The organism is Halpernia sp. (assembly GCF_048269545.1).
GTDB lineage: Bacteria > Bacteroidota > Bacteroidia > Flavobacteriales > Weeksellaceae > Halpernia.
The window spans coordinates 126,343-148,053 of record NZ_JBLXIJ010000001.1; the positions used below are offsets into that span (position 1 = coordinate 126,343).

Consider the following 21,711-nt stretch of genomic DNA (forward strand, 5'->3'; position numbering starts at 1 on the left):
CACTATATATATATAAACAAATGCTTCTTACCATTTTCACACCCACTTATAACCGCTCTTACATATTGCCTACACTTTATGAGAGTTTGATTGCGCAGAAGCTTTATAATTTTGAATGGCTTATTGTAGATGATGGTTCAACAGACAATACGCGTGATTTAGTCAATAGTTGGATAAAAAATGCACCTTTTAAGATAAAATATATTTTCCAAGAAAATCAAGGAAAACATATTGCGATTAATACGGCTGTAAAAGAAGCACAATCTGAACTGTTTTTTATTGTAGATAGTGATGATTTTTTATTAGAAGATGCCACAGAAATCATTGCTTTAAAGTATAAAAAAATAATTAATGAAAAAGATGTTGCAGGGATTGCAAGTAGTAAAGGACACATTAATAATGACGAAAAGTTTACTGATGATATTAAAAATGATGTCATCTGCTTTACTTCCAAAATTAATTATGAACATAAAATAGCTGGTGAATTTGCATTTGTCTATAAATTAGAAGTACTTAAACAATTTCCTTATCCACAATTTGACGGTGAGAAATTCTGTAAAGAATCTTTAGTTTACAAAAAAATAGCGCAAAAATACAAGATGCTTTTTATACCGGAAGTAATCTACAAAGCAGAATACAGAGAAGACGGATTGAGCGCAAATTATTGGAAATTAGTGCTTAATAACCCAAAGTCTTCTATGCTTTTTTACAAATTACTTTCCACTTACAAAATACCACTGAAACACAGATTAAACGCATTGTCACAATATTGGTTTTTTTATTTAAACCAAAAAGAGAACAGAAATTTAATTAAAGGCTTTAAAGGCGTTTCCAAAACATTATCGCTTTTCGTTTTATTTCAAAAAGCCCAAAAAAAATTAATTCATGATTTTAAAAAGAATTTACAGCAGAATAAATAAAGCTTTAAGCGTATTATTAGGTACAGAACAAATTGCTGCTTCAAAAAATAAAGCATCTTTCAAAACTGAAACTAAAGAAGATCGTTCTTTTACAACTGAAGAAATAAATTTTATAAATGAAACTTCAATAGAATTTATTTTTACCGAGTTTGGTGAAGAAAGAATAAATGCGGGCGGGTCAAAACTTAGCCAAAACGATAGACTCGAACCGTCTTTGCAAGGAATTCTAAAATTTTTTCCGAATGCAAAGATTACAGTTTATACCGATTTTGATTGGAATCCAATAGAAAATGTAGATTTTAAAAAAGTTAATTCTCCAGTGAATGATCCAGATCATCCAAGATTTGGTTACAGAACGGGTAATTATTTTAAATTTAAAGCTCTTTCCGAATCTACCGCAGATTTTTGTTGCGCTTTAGACACAGATATGTATTTTTTAAATACTAATATTATATCTTTATTATATTTAACTCAAAAATTCGGCTTTTGTGTTGCTTTTAATACTAGACAATTGCTTCGCCAAGACATGAAAATGTCATTAGATGTCCAAGAAATAAAAGATAATAGTTTGGGATTTGGACAATCTTATAACCAAAGTCCGATGACTTTATGGAAACAAAACGAAAGAGGAGTTAACTATTATAAAAAAGCAATGGAAATTATGCAAAAAGATCCTTCTCGCGGTTCATTAGTAATGTGGAAAGCTGCATGGGAAACCGGTTTATATCCTTATGTTCTTCCAAAACAATTTTGCGTTTGTGAAGGTGACGTTGGTTGTGGTGACGAAGTGATTTTGCATATCGGTCATCCAAAAGTAGCAGAATATTATAACGTTTAATTTTTATGATTCCTAAAAAAATACATTATTGTTGGTTTGGTCGGAATCCAAAACCTAAATTAGTAGAATACTGTATTTCTACTTGGAAGAAATATCTTTTTGATTACGAAATTATTGAGTGGAATGAAGATAATTTTGATGTTTCACAAAACGATTTTGTGAAAACAGCATACGAAAATAAAAAGTGGGCGTTTGTTTCAGATTTTGCGAGAGCTAAAGCTTTGTATGAAAATGGCGGTTTTTATTTGGATACAGATATGGAAATAAAAAACTCTTTAAATGATTTTTTAAATCATTCTGCCGTCTGTGGTTTTGAAATAAAAGGAATTCCCTATTCTGCTTTTTGGGGAATTGAAAAAGGACATATTTTAGGTAAAAAAATTATTGAGCATTACGAAGAAAATAAATATGCAGAAGAACCGAATACCGCTATTTTCTCTCGTTTATTGATTAACGTTTTTGGAGCAGATGCTCAAAATGATTCCTATCAAGAATTGAAAGAAGGTATCTGTCTTTATCCGTCATCTTATTTTTCTTTAGATTTACCAAAAAATTATGTTACACATCATTTCTCTGGATCATGGCACGACAGCTGGTCCGAAGAAAGAAACACCTATAAAGAAATGGTAAATATGTATGGGATTTTGCACCAACTAGAACAAGAAAAATTTGCAAAACAAAAAATTAAAACTTTGACTTATGATCATAATTTTATAGATATCAATAAAATTCTGGATCAAATCCCAACAAGATATATATTTAATTATTTGCGAAAAACAATTTTTATAAAAGTATTTTCTCTTTTTGGTAAAAACTAAACTTTAAATTATAGTAAAGAAAGATATGCATACACGTGAAGGTAGCAAAATGTTTGGAATTGGAAATATGCCGAAAATGTATAATTTGGTCATAAATTCTAACAGTAATTTAGCAGAAAAAATTTTTAATACTGAAAATTCAAATTCAAAAAAATATTGATTAATCAAGCTTTTAATTTGTCTGAATTATCTCAAAACCTTTTAAAAGGAGAAGATTTGACGAGTTTTATAGAAAATTCTTACGCAAATTTGGGATCTTAAAATCTCATTTATAATTTTAAAATCCGGCCTAAAATGTCAGATTTTTTTATTGTGGAAAATATTAATAAAGTCTGTTCTTTTTTATTATTTTTACCAAAACTAAAACAACAATGGTAATTGGCAACGGTTTAATTGCTTCACTTTTTAAAGAAAACTACCGCAATGATGTGGTGTTTTTTGCTTCGGGTGTTTCAAATTCTTTAGAAAAAGACTTAGCCCAATTTGAACGTGAAGAAAATTTAATTCGTGAAACTTTAGAGGAAAACACCGATAAAATCTTCGTCTATTTTTCTACTTGTAGTATTTATGATTCTTCTAAAGTTGGAAGTGATTATGTTTTACACAAGTTAAAAATGGAGCAAATCATCAAAAATAATGCGCCACAATATTTAATTTTAAGAGTAAGTAATGCAGTTGGAAAAGGCGGAAACCCCAATCTTTTAATTAATTATTTAATGCGTTCTGCCAAAGAAGGAAATACTATAAATGTCCATACAAAAGCCACGCGAAACCTAATTGATGCAGAAGACATTAAGAAAATTATAGAAGAAATTTTAATGAGTGAAAGCTTAAATAAAATTGTAAATATTGCATATCCACAAAATTATTCTGTTGTAGAAATTTTAGAAATTATTGAGCGATTTTATCAAAAAAAATTAGATTTAAATTTAGTGAAAAGCGGGTCAAGTTACGAAATAAACATCCCCGAAACGGAACACTATTTTCGAGATAATAATTTAACTTCTAAAGAAAATTATTTATTGTCTATTTTAAATAAATACTACGCTTAATTATCGTTCGTATCTCCATTTAAAGAATTTAAAACCCAAATTAGTGGGAAGTCTATTAAATAAATCGGCTTTTTTTGTTTTAGAATCGAAATTATTTGAGAAATAATCTGCAAAACTTAAGGCGGATAAATTTTTATAATTAGTATAACTTTCTTTCCACAAAGTTTCATTTTTCTGCGCTTTCCAGTTCATCAGAAGCGTCATGTTTTTATATTTTGTAAAATATTTTAAAATTAAATTTCTACGAAATAGATTTTTTTCTTCTTTTAAAGAAGCATTAATTTGTTCACCAATCGTAAACCAATTGTCGAAATTTCGTTTATCTCTGTTGTGAATTACAGATTGATCGTGCAGATAATAGGTATAAGTTGGTTTTTCTAGAAAAAAAGTCACTTTGGTCATTTTTAGGCAAAGATGAAAAGTCCATAATTCATCTTGAGCAAATAAGTCAGGAACAAAATAAAGTTGGTTTTGTTTTAAATATTCTGTTAAGAACAGTTTGTTAACTGCAGAACTTGGAATTTTCTCTTCAGAGAATGCCTTTAAAACTAAATCATTACCCTCAATTTTATCAACTGAACTAAGTTTTCCCAGACAGAAAAATTTCTTCTGTGTTTCTTGATGTTCACATTCAATTTGAGAAACTGTCATTTGTGCCGAAGTTTTCTCCGCTATAATCAATAAGTTTGAAATACAATCGTCAGAAATTTCATCATCGCTATCCAAAAAGAAAATATATTTTCCTTGCGCAGTTTCAATTCCTTTATTTCTTACAACCGACAATCCAAGGTTTTCTTCTAAATGATAGATTTTCCAATTTTGAAGTTGGTATTTTTCAATATATTTTTCTGCAATTTCAACGCTATTATCTGGTGTTTGATCATTAATTAAAGTGACTTCTAAATTCTGATAAGTTTGTGCACGAACAGATTCGAGACAACGTACCAGAAAATCTTCACATTTAAAAACTGGAATTGAAATAGTTACTAAAGGCTGCATTAAGTGTAAAATTTTATCAAAAATACTTAAATTATGCGGAAAGCTTTATCTTTGTTTAAGTTAGTAATTATTTAGAAACACAAATGATAAATCTACTCGCAAAAATAGCTTTTAATTGTAAAGGAACTTTTAATAAATTTATCAGTCGGCATCAACGGAATTTATTTTTTAAAAATTCCAAAAGCTCCATTCACCCAAGTTTTAAATTAGGCATTAATAATGTCTTAGATATTTCACCAGAAGCCATTTTTGACTTTGATGAAAATGTAACAATCAATCAAAATAATTTTATCACCGTAAAGCAAAACGCCAAATTAAAAATAGGTAAAAACACTTATATCACAAGAGCTACAATTTCTTGTTTAAACGAAATTGAAATCGGCGAAAACTGTATTTTAGGGGAAGGAATGAAATTGTTTGATCATAATCACAAACATACAGCAAATCCTTTTTCCGTTTCAAAAACAGAATTTACAACTGGGAAAATAAAAATGGGAAATAATGTTTGGACTGGCGCGAATGTGACGATTTTAAAAAATGTAACAATTGGCGATAATGTAATTTTGGGAGCAAATACTTTAATCTTTAAAGATGTACCAAGTAATAACATTGTAACATTGAAACAAGAGCAAAATCTTAAACAAATATTATAACATAATTTTTTTATAATCATTAAAATACAATTATTTAGTCAATATAATAACCTCCAAAATTTTAAAGTCATTAATCGGGATAAAAAACAGAACTTTAAATAATTAAATATTATTTATTATTCAAATTAAATATGGATAAAGTAAACAAATTCGATTTTCTTATTGTAGGATCAGGTTTTTTTGGAGCGGTTTGCGCACGCGAATTAACTGATGCAGGATTCAAATGTTGTGTAATCGAAAAACGAAAGCACATTGGAGGAAACGCATTTACAGAAAATATTGAAGGAATAAATGTTCATAGATATGGCGCTCATATTTTCCATACAAATCATCGTCCTATTTGGGATTACGTTAATAAATTTGCAACTTTCAACCGTTACACCAATTCACCTGTTGCAATTTATAAGGATAAGCTCTACAATTTACCTTTTAATATGAACACTTTCTATCAACTTTGGGAGACAAAAACTCCAGAAGAAGCCAAAATGAAAATAGAGGATCAGATTATAGAAAGCGGTATTAAAAATCCACAAAATTTAGAAGAGCAAGCCATAAGTTTAGTAGGAACAGACATATATGAAAAACTGATTAAGGGATATACAGAAAAACAATGGGGCAGAAAAGCCACAGATCTCCCATCATTTATAATTAAAAGACTTCCCGTTCGGTTTACTTATGATAATAATTATTTTAACGACTTATACCAAGGAATTCCGATTGGAGGATATACATCACTTTTTGAAAATTTGTTAGAAGGAATTGAAGTTATTTTAGAGACAGACTATTTCGCAAATCGATCTAATTGGAATAATTCAGCAAAAAAAGTTATATATACCGGTCCATTAAATCTATTTTTTGATAATTATTATGGAGAATTGGAATATCGATCTTTATACTTTGAAGAGATTTTGCTCAATCAACAAAATTTTCAAGGTAATGCGGTCATTAATTACACTGATATTGAAGTACCTTACACCAGAATAATTGAACATAAACATTTTGAATTTGGCACACAAAACAAGACTGTAATTTCAAAAGAATTTCCTAAAGAATGGGAATTAGGAGACGAACCTTATTACCCTATTAATAATGCAATAAACGCAGAAAAATATCTAAAATATAGAAAACTTGCAGAGCTTGAGAAGAATACTTATTTTGGTGGTCGATTAGCAGAATATCGTTATTATGACATGCATCAGGTGATTGCCTCTGCTCTAAAATTAACTAAAGATATTATACAAAATTTCTCATAATGCAAAATCAGGTAATTTTCTCAATTCTAATGTGTAACTATAACAATGCTAATTATATTAGTCAAGCTATAGACAGTGTTCTTAAACAAAGTTTTGAGAATTGGGAGCTTTCCATAGTAGATGATTGCTCAACTGACAATTCAATGGAAATTATCAAAGAATATGAATCTATTGATAGTAGAATAAAAGTTTTTTTGAATAGTGAAAATTCTGGATATGGTAAATCACTTGCAAAAAATATCGAATTAGCCACTGGAAAATATGGAGCTATATTAGATCCAGATGATGCACTTACTCCACAAGCACTACAATTAATGCATGATGTTTTTAAAAAAGATAATGAATTGGTAGGAGCTTACTCGCAAATGTATTATTGCGATAAAGATTTAAAAATTGAGAAAATATTTGAATTTACTAAAAAAGTACCAAGTAATTCAACTTATTTGGAACATGGTAGAATGGCCATGACTCACTTTTTTGTTTTTGATAGAGAAAAATTTATAATGCACGGTAATATTGACACTCGATATAGAAATGCATTAGATCAAGATTGGTATTACAAAATAGAGGAAATTGGGAAAGTTGAATTTGTAAATTGTCCTTTATACTACTATAGAGTTTCTCCAACTGGTATTTCGCAGGGAATAAAAAAAAGATATTTTACTACTAAAGATCATTTAGAAATCGCAAAAAATGCCATCAATAGAAGAGGTATTACTGGCAGAAAAAAGATAAAAATAATATCTAAAATAAAAGCTTTATTGTTTTATACAAAATACCGCTTTGAAAAAAGCGAAAAAAATCCTCAAGCTTTATTGTCTTTATACAAATCAAAATATCATCAAATAATATCAAAAATTTATGATTGATATTTTCATTAAGTCTTTCAACCGCCCATTTTATTTGGATCGTAGCATCGCGTCCATTTACAAGTTTGTGAAAGGTGATTTTACTATAAAAGTTTTGGATGATGGAACTCCAAAGAAATATTTAGAAAAAATTCAAGAAAAATATCCCGATGTTCAAATTCTATTTTCAGAAAATTACCATTCGAAATGTGCTATTATTATTGAAAATTTAAAAAGTGAAAAAAAAATTAACGGTTTTCAAATTCCAACAAACCTTTGGATTGATGCTGTAAAAAAGGCCACAGATTATTTTATAATAACCGAAGATGATTGTTGGTTTACGAAACCTGTTCAAATTTCACAATTAAGAGAAACTTGTTATGAAAACAATATCTATCTTCTTAAAATTGGTTGGTTAGGCTGCTTTTCCGATGATCGATTCCAAAAAATTGAATCTATTAACAGTGAATTAAACAGATGCATTCCAGAAAAATTAATTTTAAAAGGGGAATTTTTCATGAAAATGTTTTTCTATAATCGTTTTAAGCTTTTTACTATCTTATACAAATTCGGTATTGTGAATAATGAAACACGTCAAAGATATTGGGTGCTAAATTCAATTTTAATGGGTTTCTACAAAAAAGAATATTGGCTGGAAATCTGGAAAGGAATGGACGGAAAAGTTGATGAAAAACGACAATTAATAAATGCTTCCGTTTTTTACAAGAAACACCAGAACAATCCAAATTTTATTGCGCGATTAAAAAACGAAGCAATGAAAACTACATTTCAATCTTCTGCAACCAATTCTTATCACGAATACGGTTATAATTTTGATGTAAATATATTTAATCATCTCATCAATGAAACTTGGTCAAATGGTGATTTTGATGTTTTCCAAAATTTTCCAAATGATTTTTCTTTAGATTATTTTGAGCAATTTGTAAAAGAAAAAATAGATGTAAAAGAATTTCGAAAATGGGTTTCTCATTTTAAAAATCAGTATAAAAATCTTGGCGCGAATGTCGAATAAAAAAATAAAAGTGCTTTTTCGTCACCGCTCAATGGAAATGGGCGGTGTGGAAAAGGTTTTATTAAGTATGCTTAATAATTTAGATAGAGAAAAATTTGATTTATCTTTGGCTTTAAATCTTTTTCAAGGTGAATTAAGAAATCAAATTCCCTCTTTTATTAACTTTAAATATTTAGCTAAAGGAAAAGAAGATTTCCCTAAAAATCCTTTACTCAATAAATTGGCTTTTATCATAAGAGGAATCAAACTTTTATCTTACCGAAAATTTCCTTGGATTGCGGATTCTTTTATTTTGAAAAATAATGCAGATGTAGAAATTGCGACAGGTTATACTATGTTTTCTGATGTTCTAAATTCTTCCAATAAAAAATCAAAAAAAATTGGTTGGCTTCATTCGGATATTACGTTTCCAAAATTACAACCTGTTGTTACTGAAATTTTGAAACAAATTCCACAATTTGATTATTTTATTTGGGGTTCTCAACAAGCGAAAGATATTTTTGTAGAAACTTATCCAAACATAAAATTACCAGAAAATAAGGTAATTCTTAATGCAATTCCAATTGAAGAATTAAAATTAAAAGCCGCAGAATTTCCTTTAAGTTTTGCAAAAAAAACTTTTGTTTCTGTAGGAAGATTGCATACTAGAAAAGGTTTTCACAAATTAATAGAAGCACACGCCAATCTTTTAAAAGAAGGTTTTGAACATGAAATTATAGCTATTGGTGACGGTGAAGAAAGAGAAAATTTAGAAAAACAAGCCGAAGATTTAGGCGTAACTGAAAGTTTTAAATTTCTTGGAACTTTACTCAATCCATATCCTTACGTTAAAAATGCAGATTTTTTTATTTTGTCGTCAGAATCTGAAGGTTGGCCTTTGATTATTGCAGAAACTTTAATTTTACAAAAACCAATTATCGCAACCAAAGTCGGCGGAATTCCGGAAATGATAACTAATCAAAAAAATGGAATTCTTATAGATTACGAAGTGAATGCAATGCAAAATGCGATGCGAGATTTCCTTACAAAACCGGAAATTATTAATAATATTAAAGAAAATTTAAAACATTCTGAGGAACTATTTGATAGTAAAAAAATATTTTCTGCTGTTGAAGAAATCATTATTAATTTAGCAAAAAACAAAAAATGAATTTCATTTACAGAATAATCTTAAAAATTCACACTCTTTGTCAAAATTTAGTGGACAAAGCTTACATAGAGATTTGCAAAAGTCGCGGTATGAAAGTAGGCGAAAATGTGGTTTTTATAGAAGCGCCTGCTTTTGGTTCTGAACCTTATTTAATAGAAATTGGCGACCGAACGAAAATCACGGCGGGTTGTACATTTATTAATCATGACGGTGCAATGTACGTTATTCGTTCGATGGAAAAATATTTAGATGCTCGGAATTTTGGACGAATAAAAATTGGTAAAAATTGTTTTATTGGTAATAATTGCACTTTTTTACCCGGTGTAGAAATGGGAGATAATTGTATTTTGGGAGCTGGTTCTGTTTTAAATTCTTCTACTCTTCCAAATTCAGTTTATGCAGGAGTTCCAGCAAAATTCATTTGCAGTATTGAAGAATACGGCGATAAAGCGTTATCTAAAAATGTAATGTATCCTCGAGAATTAGAGAAAAATCGTGCTGATTTAGATAAATTTATTAAGGAAAATTTACCAAATGTTTACAAACCCGTGAAAAATTAATGCCACCAAAAAAGAAAATCCTTATCAGAATCGGATCTTTGCGTCATGGCGGCGCAGAAAAAGTTTTGGTGACTTTTCTTAAAAATTTACCACGCGATAAATATGAAATTGATTTGCTTTTAAATCTTTATTCTGGGAAATATTTAGCGGAAGTGCCAGATTTTGTAAATATTTTGTATTTGAATAAAGGTGAAATGATTACTACTAATCGTTTGCAAGATATCCCAAGAAAAGCGTTTCGCGTTATTTATCAAAAACTTTTAAAAACATTTCCATTTCTTCTTTATCAATTGATTTTAAAAGGTAAAAAATACGATGTAGAATTTGCAGCAATTCATGGCTTTCGAGATGAGATTTTGAATTCACCGCAGAAATCTTCAAAAAAAATAATTTGGATTCACAATGATTTAAAGAAAACAGAATTTCATAATTATACCGATTCAGAAATTAGAAAGTTCTTTGGATATGATAAAATAATGGTGATTTCAGAAAAAATTCAACAGGATTTTGAAAATTTAGCTCAAAATGAATTAGAAAAGAATAAAATAATTCGGATTTATAATCCTTTAGATACTGAGGAAATTTTGAAAAAGTCCGAAGATGGAAGAAGATGTGAAGATGGAAGCCAGAGGATGGAAGATGAAATCCTAGACTCACAACCCGTTTTTGTTTCTGTAGGAACGGTTTTTCCACAAAAAGGTTTTGATAGATTATTGAAAGTTCATAGAAAATTATTAGATGAAGGTTTTGCGCACAAAATAGAAATTCTTGGCGACGGTTATGATTTAGAAAATTTAAAAAAATTACAAAAAAATTTAGATGTTTCCGAAACTTCAACTTTTTTAGGATTTACAGAAAATCCATACCCGCATTTTAAAGTAGCAGATTTTTATATTTTAAGTTCACGGTATGAAGGTTTTCCTACGGTTTTATTTGAAGCGATTACTTTAAAAAAGAAAATTATTGCAACCGATGTTTCGGGTGTAAATGAAATGCTAGAAAATGGAAATCTCGGTTTAATTGTAGAAAATTCTGAAGAAGGAATTTATAAAGGAATGAAAAGGGCTTTGCAGAATCCGGAAAGTTTTGATGTTTTTTCAGAAAATTTAAAAGATTATAAAATGCCTTTTAATTTAGAAAATTCCGTGAATTCTATTATTAAAATTATTGATGACTTGTAACTTTTATCAAATTTTTCATTCCGAAGAACCAGGAATCTCTACTAAAAGATTCTTCACTTCACTTTGTTTCGTTCTGAAAAACAAAAACACTATTTTTGTAAAGCAATGAACCATTCTATTATCCAAAAAGATTTCTACCGCGAAAGCGGAAAATGGCTTTCTAAATTTCAAATTTGGAAAAAATGTTTCAGTCCAAATCTACATTTTATTTATCTTTTAAGAAAGGCTCAAAAATATCCAAAAAATTCTTTTTTAGGTAAATTTTGGCGAATAATTTTACGTCATTTTCAAATTAAATACGGCTTTCAAATTTATCCAGAAACACAAATTGGCGAAGGTTTTTATCTCGGACATTGGGGAAGTTTAGTGATTAATCCGAAAGCTAAAATTGGTAAAAATTGTAATATTGCACAAGGTGTTACAATTGCACAAGCCAATCGTGGCAAAAATGAAGGCGTTCCAGAAATTGGAAATGAAGTTTGGATTGGTCCAAATGCAGTAATTGTGGGAAATGTAAAAATTGGCAATAATGTTTTGATTGCACCTAATTCTTATGTAAATTCAGACATTCCCTCAAACTCAATCGCAATGGGAAATCCAGCTACTTTTACAATAAATGAAAATGCAACTTTAGATTACATTAACAATAAAATTGATTAAATTTAAAAGAAACTTTTTGCACTAATTCTTTTATTTCTAAATTTTAGCCCTTATTTTTGTAATATTCAAAATTATTACGGAAACTTTAAACTCAAATTTTATTCAATGAAAAAATCATACGAAGCTATTTTTGAAAATAATAAAAAATGGCTTGAATCTAAATTAACTGAAAACAAAGATTTTTTTAAAACTTTAGCCGCGTCTCAAACGCCGGAATTTCTGTATATTGGTTGTTCCGACAGTCGCGTTTCTGCGGAAGAAATGATGGGAATGGAACCGGGAGAATTGTTCGTACACAGAAATATTGCAAATGTGGTGAATACTTTGGATATGAGTTCTACAGCGGTTATTCAATATGCAGTGGAACATTTAAAAGTAAAACACATTGTTGTTTGCGGACATTACGGTTGCGGTGGTGTAAAAGCAGCGATGTCTGCAGAAGATTTGGGTTTATTAAATCCTTGGTTGCGAACAATTCGTGATGTTTACAGACTTCACCAAACTGAGTTGGACGCAATTTCCGACGAACACAAACGCTACGACAGATTAGTTGAACTAAATGTGCAAGAACAATGTATTAATGTAATAAAAATGGCAGTTGTGCAAGAACAATATTTATTAGACGAATATCCGATTGTTCACGGTTGGGTTTTCGATATGCGAACTGGGAAACTGATAGATTTAGACATTAATTTTGAAAAAATCTTAAAAGACATTCAAAAAATCTACAATCTTACCAATTCAAATTGGGTGATGAGCAGAAAAAAAAATTAAAATTTATTTCCCATTAAAAGCCGTCATTGTATTTTGAATTCCTGCGAAAACAAATGACAAACAAGCTTTAGAAAACTTCTCGATTCTTTCGGGAAGTTTTTCTTTTTCTTCACCTTCCCATTTTCCGAGAACATAATCTACTTGTTTTCCTTCAGAAAATTCCGCAGAAATACCAAATCTTAAACGGGGATAATCTCGCGTTTGTAATTGTTCTTGAATACTTTTTAAACCATTATGCCCTGCATCAGAACCTTTACTTTTCATTCTTAAAGTTCCGAATGGAAGCGCTAAATCATCGGAAATAATCATTAAATTTTCTACTGGAATATTTTCTTTTTGAAGCCAAAATTTCACGGCGTTTCCAGACAAATTCATATAAGTGTCTGGTTTTAAAATAAATACTTTTCTACCTTTGTATTTTCCTTCCGCTAAAAGTCCAAAGTTCGAAGATTTAAAAGGTGCTTCTAAAGTCTCGGCAATTTTATCGGCTACTTTAAAACCAATATTGTGGCGGGTTTCTGAATATTCTTCTCCTTTGTTTCCAAGACCGACAATTAAATATTTCATATTTTCATTTTAAATTAACTCAACGTTGGATTAAGAATTCTTACAAGTAAAGTATTTACTTCATCAATATTTTCCACATTTTCTTTACGTATCATCAGTTGATTGCCGTCAGAAGAATGCTTTTCTTTTAATTTTGCATCTTTCGGATTTTTATTTAAATAAGAAATAATATTTCTAAATTTCTCACTTTGGTAAAATTTATCTTGTGGATTTGATGGAAAATATCCGAGGAAAATACCATTTTTCACCACAATTTTATCAAAACCAATTTCCTCTGCAATCCATTTTAATTCCACGGATTTTAATAAATTCACTGCTTCCGAAGGTAATTTTCCAAACCGATCAATTAAATTTTTCTCGAACAATTGCATTTCCGATTGATTTGGAATTTCTGCTAATTGTTGGTATAAAGCCAAACGCTCTTCCACGGAACTTACGTAATAATCTGGAAGCATTAATTCTAAATCGGTGTCGATATTTACGTCTTTATTAGATTTAAATAATTTTTTTCTCTCTTCTTCATTTTCGAATAAATCCTCAAAATCTTCATCATTTTGCAATTCTTCAAGCGCTTCTTGCATAATTTTTTGATAGGTTTCAAAACCCATTTCATTAATGAAACCACTTTGTTCTCCGCCTAATAAATCTCCTGCACCACGAATTTCCAGATCTTTCATTGCAATTTGAAACCCACTTCCCAAATCTGAAAATTGCTCAATTGCTTCCAAACGTTTCCGCGCATCTGAAGAAATCATATCAAATGGCGGCGTTATTAAATAACAAAACGCTTTTCTGTTACTTCGCCCAACTCTTCCCCGCATTTGGTGCAAATCTGCCATTCCAAAACGTTGCGCATCATTAATGAAAATTGTATTCGCATTTGGAACATCAACGCCAGATTCTATAATTGTGGTGGAAACCAAAACGTCATATTTTCCCTCCATAAAGTCCAAAACATTGCGTTCCAATTGCTTTCCTTCCATTTGTCCGTGACCTGTAATTACTTTAGCATCAGGAACTAAGCGCTGAATTAACCCTGCAATATCTTTTAGATTTTCAATTCTGTTATTGATAAAATAAACCTGTCCGTCCCGCTGAATTTCATAAGAAATCGCATCCCGAATCACTTCTTCCGAAAATCCTATTGTTTGCGTTTCTACTGGTTGTCTGTTTGGCGGTGGTGTTTTAATTACAGACAAATCTCGCGCAGCCATTAAAGAAAACTGCAAAGTCCGCGGAATTGGCGTTGCAGTCAAAGTTAAAGTATCAATTGAAGATTTTAAATTTTTCAATTTGTCTTTTACCGCAACACCAAACTTATGCTCTTCGTCAATAATTAAAAGTCCTAAATCTTTAAATTTCACCGCATTTCCAGCCAATTGGTGCGTTCCAATGACAATATCAATTTTTCCATCTTTTAATCCGGCTAAAGTTTCTGCTTTTTGTTTTGCTGAACGAAAACGGTTCATATAAGAAATTGTCACAGGAAAATCTTTTAATCTTTCCGTAAAACTTCTATAATGTTGAAAAGCCAAAATTGTCGTCGGAACTAAAATTGCGACTTGTTTTCCATCAGTTGCCGCTTTAAAAGCCGCTCGAATTGCAATTTCTGTTTTACCAAAACCAACGTCACCACAAATCAAACGATCCATAATGGTTTCTTTTTCCATATCGGTTTTTACGTCAAAAGTGGCTTTTTCCTGATCTGGCGTATCTTCATAGAGAAAACTTGCTTCCAGCTCATTTTGCAAATAAGTATCTGGCGCATAAGCAAATCCTTTCGCCGATTTTCGTTGTGCGTAAAGTTTAATTAAATCAAAAGCGATCTGTTTTACCTTTGCTTTTGTTTTTTGTTTTAAAGATTTCCACGCAGGCGAACCGAGTTTTGAAAGCACAATTTCTCTACCGTCGGATCCGTTATATTTTGAAATTTTATGCAAAGAATGAATAGAAACGTATAATAAATCGTTGTTTTTGTAGGTTAATTTAAAACATTCTTGAACTTTTCCATTATTGTTCACTTTCACCAAACCCATAAATTTTCCCACGCCGTGATCGATGTGTGCAATGTAATCTCCGACTTTTAAAGACATCAAATCCTTCAAAGTCAATTGTTCACTTTTTGCAAAATTATTTTTAGTCTGAAATCTTTGGTAACGGTCGAAAATTTGGTGATCTGTGTAAACCAAAATTTTGTGTTCCGCATCTACAAAACCTTCATGCAGTTCAGATTTAAAACTTTTAAAAGGCACGTTTTTCTCCAAAGATTTGAAAATACTTTCCAATCTGTCTTTCTGCTTTTCACCGGAAAAAGAAATCCAAATATCATATTTTTCCGCTAATTTTTCCTCTAAATTTTCGGTTAATAATTCAAAATTTTTATTGAAAGATGGTTGTGAAGTTTGCTGAAACTCAATGCTGAAAAAGTCTTTCGTGAAAGTTGAATTTGCGATAGAAACAAAATCAATTTGTGAAAATGCTTGTAAAGTTTGATTAAATTCTTCCTTTGAAATAAATAATTCTGAAGGTTTTTGGTGCTTAAGGTCTTTATTTAAATTCTCAAATTTCTCTTCTGCTTTTTTATAAAATTCTTTGATTTTTAAAGCACAAAATTCCAAATTTTTAGATAAAATAAATGAATTATTCGGCAATAAATTTAAAACCGAAACCTTGGTTGTAGAAGTTGATGCGCTCATATTTGAAACCAACTGAAAACCTTCTACTTTTTCCTTTGAAAGTTGCGTTTCAATATCAAATTTTTTGATGCTTTCAATTTCATTTCCGAAAAAAGTAATTCTATAAGGCTGTTCATTTGAATAAGAAAAAACGTCCACAATTCCCCCTCTCACGGAAAATTCACCCGGTTCTGAAACGAAATCTGCGGGTAAAAATTGATAATGATTTAAAAGTTCATCTACAAAATCAAAATCCAGTTTATCACCTACTTTTAAAGTGTGCGAAATGGCGGAAAAATCTTCCTTTTTAATGACTTTTTCCGCAATTGCAATAATCGGCGAAATAATAACCTTTGGTGATTTTTCAGTTAAAATTCTATTTAAAACTTCGGTTCTTAAAACCAAATTGGCGTTTTGTGTTTTCTCAATTTGATACGGTTCAAGATGTGTTGCAGGGAAATAAAGTACATTTTCTTTGCCTAAAAGTTCTTCCAATTCCGTCGTAATATAAAGTGCTTCTTCTTTATCATCAACCAAAAAGAAGATGTCTTTTTTCTGGGTTAAAAACAATTCTGCAATGAAAAGTGAATGCGCCGAACCCGCAAAACCTTTTACTGAAAGTTTCTTTTGATCTAAATTTTTAAAAATATCCGCCGCAAAATTATTTTTCAATAAATGGGGAAGAAGTGTTTCCTGAATGGACTTTAACTGCATTTGTTATTTTGTAAAAAACCGTTTTCATTAAAACCGAAAACGGCAAAAAACGATTTCAGGATTTCCCCGAGACCGTTTGTGAATTGCAAATTTACGAAAATTAAATTTCAGTACTAAAATTTGTTAAAGTTTGAAAACCAATTTTTTGTATTGCTTTTTATTCTAATTTTACTATAAAATTAACCACTAAAATTTTTTATATATGAAAACGTTATTAACTGTACTTTCTGTGGCTTTATGTGTAGGATTTGCAAATGCACAACAAAAGAACCCTTTAAAAACGCAAACTGTAAAATCAAAATCAACGATGAAAGTTGTGACGGCTGCAAAATCTGCTCCGACTGGAGTAAAATTGAAAAAAGACGGAACGCCCGACAAACGATATAAAAATGCAAAACATCTAAAAAAAGATGGAACAATAGACAAAAGATATAAAAAATAATATTTAAACTTGCTGAACCTTACGCTAAAAACGTAAGGTTTTTTTTATACTTTATATTTTAAATATGAAATTAATTATTACTCAAAAGACCGTATTTTTGTAAAATGATAGGTCAAATTATAAAAATTTTTTTAGCAAAGATTTGGGCGAAGAACCATATAAAAAAATCAGAAGATTTTAAAACTAATGCTGTAAAAAATCAAGAAGATTTAATTTTAGGTTTAATTAAAACTGCAGAGAAAACTTTATTTGGAAGAGAACATCAATTTGAAAAAATACAAAGTATTAAAGATTTCCAAAAGCAAGTTCCAATCGCAGATTACGAAGATTTAAAATCTTACATTGAACGAGTAAAAAAAGGACAAGCCAATATTCTTTGGACAGGAAATCCTGAATATTTTGCCAAAACTTCGGGGACAACTTCGGGAAGTAAATATATTCCCATCTCAAAAGAAGGAATGCCTTTCCAAACTGGTGCAGCGAAAAGTATGCTTTTTCATTACATTGCTCAAAAAAACAATGCCGATTTCGTAAATGGGAAAATGATTTTCTTACAAGGAAGTCCAAAATTAGAAGAGCAATTCGGTATAAAAACAGGCCGACTTTCTGGAATTGTCGCACATCACATTCCAAATTACTTACAAAAAAACCGTTTGCCAAGTTATAAAACCAATGAAATTGAAGACTGGGAAAGCAAAGTTGATGAAATTGTAAAAGAAACGGAGAAAGAAAATATGACGCTTATTTCGGGAATTCCGCCTTGGCTGATTATGTATTTTGAAAAATTAATTGAAAGAAATAATAAAAAAATCACACAGCTTTTCCCGAATTTACAATTGATTATTACAGGAGGCGTAAATTACGAACCGTACAGAGAAAAAATGGAGAATCTTCTCGGTGGAAAAGTAGATATTTTGCAAACATTTCCTGCAAGTGAAGGATTTTTTGCCTTTCAAGATGATTTTGAAAAAGAAGGATTATTACTCCAAACCAATCACGGGATTTTTTATGAATTTATTCCGTTGGAAGAATTTGGTAAAGAAAATGCAACAAGATTTACTCTAAAAGATATTGAACTCAACAAAGATTACGCCTTAATTTTAACGACAAATTCTGGACTTTGGGCTTACTCAATTGGCGATGTTGTACGTTTTATTTCAAAAAATCCACACCGTATTTTGGTGAGTGGAAGAACAAAACATTATACTTCCGCTTTCGGCGAACACGTGATTGCTTTTGAAGTGGAAGAAGCCATGAAGGCGACAGTTTTAAAAAATCCGGCGCAAATCACAGAATTTCATCTCGCGCCGCAAGTAACACCAAAAAATGATGAACTTCCCTTCCACCAATGGTTTATAGAATTTGAAAAAAAACCAGAAAATTTAGAGAAATTTCGTAAAACTTTAGATTTAGAAATGAGACAAAGAAATTCTTATTATGACGATTTAATTTCAGGGAATATTTTGCAGCCTTTAAAAATTATTAATCTAAAGAAAAACGCTTTCCAAGATTATGCAAAATCTGAAGGCAAATTAGGCGGACAAAATAAAATTCCAAGGTTGGCGAATGACAGAAAAATAGCGGAGTTTTTAGAAAAATTTTCTATTTAATCGTTATTTTATTTTGTTTCTTCTTCAAAATAAATTACTCTAAAATAAACTTTGCATAATAGTTGATATATAAATTGAAAATCATTAAACTATTATGGAAAATTTAAATAATTTAGGAGATCTTCACGGAAAAACAGTTGTAATTACAGGCGGAACCAGTGGCGTTGGTCGCGCAGCTGCAGAAGCTTTTGCATTGGAAGGTTGCAACGTTGTTGTCGCAGCGCGTGGAAAAGAAGGTTTAGACGAAACCGTAAGCCTTTGTCACGATTTAGGTGTTGTTGCTTTGGGAGTTCCGACCGATGTTTCAAATTTTGAAGAAGTAGAAAATCTCGCGAATTTAGCTTTACAATTTAACGGGAGAATTGATATTTGGGTAAATAATGCAGGTGTAATGGCGAGCGGGAAATTTGAAGAAATTCCAGTGAAATCTATGGATCAATTAGTGAAAACCAATCTATTAGGTTATTTACATGGAGCTCATGCGGTAATTCCAATATTTAAAAAACAAAAAGAAGGTATTTTAATAAATAATGTATCAATTGGCGGTTATATGCCCGCTCCGTTTTCTACCGCTTATTCTAGTACGAAATTCGGAATAAGAGGAATGGTAGAAGGTCTCCAAGGGGAACTTTCAAATAAAAAAAATATTCATATCGTTGGTTTATATCCCGGAATTCAACGTTCAACAGGTAATATGCATTCGGCAAAATATTCAGGTTTGGATTTTAAAATTCCACCATTTTCTGTGGATCCAAGGGAATTAGCGGCGCAAATGGTAAAAGCGGCAAAAAATCCAAAAAAAGAAATCATCACCGATGGTTACGCTGCAGTAATGAAAGTTTTATACGGAATTTTCCCACATACCATTATTAATACCGCATCGTCAATTTTGAGATTGGCAATGAAAAAAAATGCGGACACAAATACAGATGGAAATATTCGTCACGCTTCTAATGAACCGCACAGAATTTATGGAGAAATGGCAATTCCAACTCCTTCAAGAAATACACAAAACGCAATGATTGGTGCAATTGGTGTTGGTTTAGGTTTAATTTTATTTAACATGGTGAAAAAAAGTCCAAATAAAAAATTTAAAAAGTAATATGGAAATGGATTAAAAGGCATCTATTTTCTTCTATTTTTTAATTAATTTTTTTACCAACTTCCTTATCATTACTTTTGTGGAAGTTTTTATTTATGCAAGACATTATTCAACTTTTACCCGATCACGTTGCGAACCAAATCGCAGCAGGAGAAGTTGTGCAAAGACCAGCTTCTGTGGTGAAAGAATTAATGGAAAACGCGATTGATGCACAAGCTACAAAAATTGAACTCATCATCCGAGATTCTGGGAAAAATTTAATTCAAGTTGTAGATAATGGTCTCGGAATGTCTGAAACCGATGCAAGAATGGCATTTGAAAGACACGCCACTTCTAAAATAAAAACCACAGAAGATATTTTTAAAATTATTACCAAAGGTTTTCGTGGCGAAGCTTTGGCTTCAATTGCAGCAGTTTCGCAAGTAGAACTTCGTACTAAAAAAGAAGATTCAAAAACTGGTACTAATATTTACATTGAAGGTGGCGGATTTCAGTTTCAAGAACCCATTCAAACATCCGATGGTTCAAGTTTTTCCGTTAAAAATTTATTTTATAATGTTCCCGCGAGACGGAAATTTTTAAAATCAAACACCATAGAATTTCGTCATATTATTGATGAATTTCAGCGTGTTGCTTTAGCGCATGAAAATGTAGAATTTGAGATGTTTCACAATGATGAACCAATTTTTAGATTAAGAAAAGGCAATCAGATGCAAAGAATTGTGGATATTTTTGGAAGGAAAATTCATAGTTTATTAATTCCGATAAAAGAAGATTTAGGTTGGGTGAAATTAGAAGGATTTGTAGCAAAACCAGAAGGCGCAAAAAAAACGCGTGGAGAACAATTTTTATTTATTAATGGTCGATATTTCCGCAGTCCATATTTAAATAAAGCTGTGCAAGATGCTTTTGAAGGTTTACTTTTGCCGGGCTATATTCCTTCATTTTTTCTTTATTTAGAAACAGATCCAAGTAAAATAGATGTTAATATTCATCCGCAGAAAATAGAAGTGAAGTTTGAAGATGAAAATTTAATTTTTGCGCTTTTTCGTTCTACAATTAAACGTTCACTTGGGATTTATAATGTTGCTCCAAGTTTAGATTTTGAAAAAGATACCAATGCAATGCAACTTTCCCCATCGAGAAATAATGCATCTATAAAAAATCCAGAGATTAGTGTTGATAGAGATTACAACCCTTTTTTAACTGAAAGAAATCCTTCAACCGCGGAAAAAGTTGAACTCACGGAATTTTACAAAAACAATATTTCAACAGCACCTTCAAAAATAAATTTATTTGAAGAAGAAGATTTTGAGGAAGATTTAATGCGACTTCCCAATGGATATTGGTTATTAAATAAAAGCGGAAAAACCTTGATGCTCGATTTAGGCAGAATGCATCGATTGGTAGTTTTAAGCCAAAATAAATTTAAAAAAATAAGCGGTGTAAGTCAATCTTTGCTCTTTTCAGTGGAATATTTTATGAATGAAATTGAGAAAAATAAATTCCGTTCTATTAAAAAATATTTGCCAAGTTTAGGTTTTGAAATGGAAATTGCACACGAAAATGTGTTGAGAATTAATAGCATTCCGGAAGGTTTGAAAGAAAAGCAAGTCATTCCTTTTTTAGAAAAAATATTTGAGATTTTAGATTACAAAACAGAAGAAGAATTTATGCATTTTTATGAACACCAATGGAATAAAATGCAAGCTAAATCTCGCTTTGATTTTCTTTACAAAACAGATGCAGAAATCCTTATCAAACAATATCAACAATTGGGTTTTCCAGAATTTTTACCTTCCGGAAAACGTTGTTTCTACGAAATCTCATTAGAAGATTTAGAAAATAAATTTTAAAAAATT

General features: G+C 30.5%; 20 protein-coding genes. 17 read left to right on the top strand and 3 right to left on the bottom strand.

Translation table 11 applies throughout. The features are described 5' to 3' along the window. Positions 1-20 precede the first annotated feature (20 nt). The 4 genes from ACN0WB_RS00520 to ACN0WB_RS00535 all read left to right on the top strand — a co-directional run bounded on the left by ACN0WB_RS00520 (position 21) and on the right by ACN0WB_RS00535 (position 3,628). Positions 21-920 (top strand): glycosyltransferase family 2 protein, encoded by a 900-nt coding sequence (locus tag ACN0WB_RS00520; protein WP_417427767.1) that lies wholly within the window; start codon positions 21-23, stop codon positions 918-920. Beyond that, on the top strand, positions 886-1,758 hold the full coding sequence (locus tag ACN0WB_RS00525) for a hypothetical protein (protein WP_417427769.1): 873 nt from the start codon (positions 886-888) through the stop codon (positions 1,756-1,758). Before ACN0WB_RS00520 ends, ACN0WB_RS00525 begins: the two co-directional genes overlap by 35 nt. 5 nt (positions 1,759-1,763) lie before the next feature. Next, entirely contained in the window at positions 1,764-2,576 is an 813-nt protein-coding gene (locus ACN0WB_RS00530; protein ID WP_417427771.1) for a glycosyltransferase family 32 protein, read from the top strand. Between the two features lie 371 nt (positions 2,577-2,947). Then, a complete protein-coding gene (locus ACN0WB_RS00535; protein WP_417427773.1) occupies positions 2,948-3,628 on the top strand; it encodes an NAD-dependent epimerase/dehydratase family protein in 681 nt (226 codons plus the stop codon). On the opposite strand, the gene ACN0WB_RS00540 is transcribed toward ACN0WB_RS00535, so the two are convergent. Next, positions 3,629-4,627 carry a glycosyltransferase gene (locus ACN0WB_RS00540; RefSeq protein WP_417427775.1) on the bottom strand — a complete coding sequence of 333 codons (999 nt, stop codon included), beginning with the start codon at positions 4,625-4,627 and terminating at the stop codon, positions 3,629-3,631. 83 nt (positions 4,628-4,710) lie between these two features. Between ACN0WB_RS00540 and ACN0WB_RS00545 the strand changes: the two genes are divergently transcribed. The 9 genes from ACN0WB_RS00545 to ACN0WB_RS00585 all read left to right on the top strand — a co-directional run bounded on the left by ACN0WB_RS00545 (position 4,711) and on the right by ACN0WB_RS00585 (position 12,739). Then, entirely contained in the window at positions 4,711-5,280 is a 570-nt protein-coding gene (locus tag ACN0WB_RS00545; protein WP_417427777.1) for an acyltransferase, read from the top strand. Between the two features lie 131 nt (positions 5,281-5,411). Then, entirely contained in the window at positions 5,412-6,533 is a 1,122-nt protein-coding gene (gene glf, locus ACN0WB_RS00550) for a UDP-galactopyranose mutase (RefSeq protein ID WP_417427779.1), read from the top strand. Beyond that, on the top strand, positions 6,533-7,402 hold the full coding sequence (locus ACN0WB_RS00555) for a glycosyltransferase family 2 protein (RefSeq protein WP_417427781.1): 870 nt from the start codon (positions 6,533-6,535) through the stop codon (positions 7,400-7,402). The genes glf and ACN0WB_RS00555 overlap by 1 nt, the downstream gene beginning before the upstream one ends. After that, positions 7,395-8,414, top strand: coding sequence for a glycosyltransferase family 2 protein (locus tag ACN0WB_RS00560; protein WP_417427782.1), 1,020 nt, complete (start codon positions 7,395-7,397; stop codon positions 8,412-8,414). Before ACN0WB_RS00555 ends, ACN0WB_RS00560 begins: the two co-directional genes overlap by 8 nt. Then, entirely contained in the window at positions 8,404-9,564 is a 1,161-nt protein-coding gene (locus ACN0WB_RS00565; RefSeq protein ID WP_417427784.1) for a glycosyltransferase, read from the top strand. Before ACN0WB_RS00560 ends, ACN0WB_RS00565 begins: the two co-directional genes overlap by 11 nt. Beyond that, positions 9,561-10,124 (top strand): acyltransferase, encoded by a 564-nt coding sequence (locus ACN0WB_RS00570; RefSeq protein ID WP_417427786.1) that lies wholly within the window; start codon positions 9,561-9,563, stop codon positions 10,122-10,124. The genes ACN0WB_RS00565 and ACN0WB_RS00570 overlap by 4 nt, the downstream gene beginning before the upstream one ends. After that, a complete protein-coding gene (locus ACN0WB_RS00575; protein WP_417427788.1) occupies positions 10,124-11,305 on the top strand; it encodes a glycosyltransferase in 1,182 nt (393 codons plus the stop codon). Before ACN0WB_RS00570 ends, ACN0WB_RS00575 begins: the two co-directional genes overlap by 1 nt. A 105-nt stretch (positions 11,306-11,410) precedes the next feature. Continuing rightward, a complete protein-coding gene (locus tag ACN0WB_RS00580; protein ID WP_417427789.1) occupies positions 11,411-11,965 on the top strand; it encodes a serine acetyltransferase in 555 nt (184 codons plus the stop codon). A gap of 105 nt (positions 11,966-12,070) precedes the next feature. Beyond that, a complete protein-coding gene (locus ACN0WB_RS00585; protein ID WP_417427791.1) occupies positions 12,071-12,739 on the top strand; it encodes a carbonic anhydrase in 669 nt (222 codons plus the stop codon). Positions 12,740-12,742: 3 nt separating this feature from the next. On the opposite strand, the gene pth is transcribed toward ACN0WB_RS00585, so the two are convergent. Together pth and mfd are read right to left on the bottom strand one after the other, a co-directional pair. Beyond that, on the bottom strand, positions 12,743-13,306 hold the full coding sequence (gene pth, locus ACN0WB_RS00590) for an aminoacyl-tRNA hydrolase (protein WP_417427793.1): 564 nt from the start codon (positions 13,304-13,306) through the stop codon (positions 12,743-12,745). Positions 13,307-13,320: 14 nt separating this feature from the next. Beyond that, the gene (mfd, locus tag ACN0WB_RS00595) at positions 13,321-16,695 is read right to left on the bottom strand and encodes a transcription-repair coupling factor (RefSeq protein ID WP_417427795.1); all 3,375 of its coding nucleotides are present in this window, start codon (positions 16,693-16,695) and stop codon (positions 13,321-13,323) included. A 202-nt stretch (positions 16,696-16,897) separates the two neighbouring features. Between mfd and ACN0WB_RS00600 the strand changes: the two genes are divergently transcribed. The 4 genes from ACN0WB_RS00600 (at position 16,898) to mutL (ending at position 21,705) form a co-directional block, all read left to right on the top strand. Then, the gene (locus tag ACN0WB_RS00600) at positions 16,898-17,137 is read left to right on the top strand and encodes a hypothetical protein (RefSeq protein ID WP_417427797.1); all 240 of its coding nucleotides are present in this window, start codon (positions 16,898-16,900) and stop codon (positions 17,135-17,137) included. A 104-nt stretch (positions 17,138-17,241) separates the two neighbouring features. Then, on the top strand, positions 17,242-18,747 hold the full coding sequence (locus ACN0WB_RS00605) for a GH3 auxin-responsive promoter family protein (protein WP_417427799.1): 1,506 nt from the start codon (positions 17,242-17,244) through the stop codon (positions 18,745-18,747). A gap of 94 nt (positions 18,748-18,841) precedes the next feature. Continuing rightward, a complete protein-coding gene (locus ACN0WB_RS00610; RefSeq protein WP_417427801.1) occupies positions 18,842-19,849 on the top strand; it encodes an SDR family NAD(P)-dependent oxidoreductase in 1,008 nt (335 codons plus the stop codon). Positions 19,850-19,944: 95 nt separating this feature from the next. After that, entirely contained in the window at positions 19,945-21,705 is a 1,761-nt protein-coding gene (gene mutL, locus ACN0WB_RS00615) for a DNA mismatch repair endonuclease MutL (RefSeq protein WP_417427803.1), read from the top strand. Positions 21,706-21,711 lie beyond the last annotated feature (6 nt).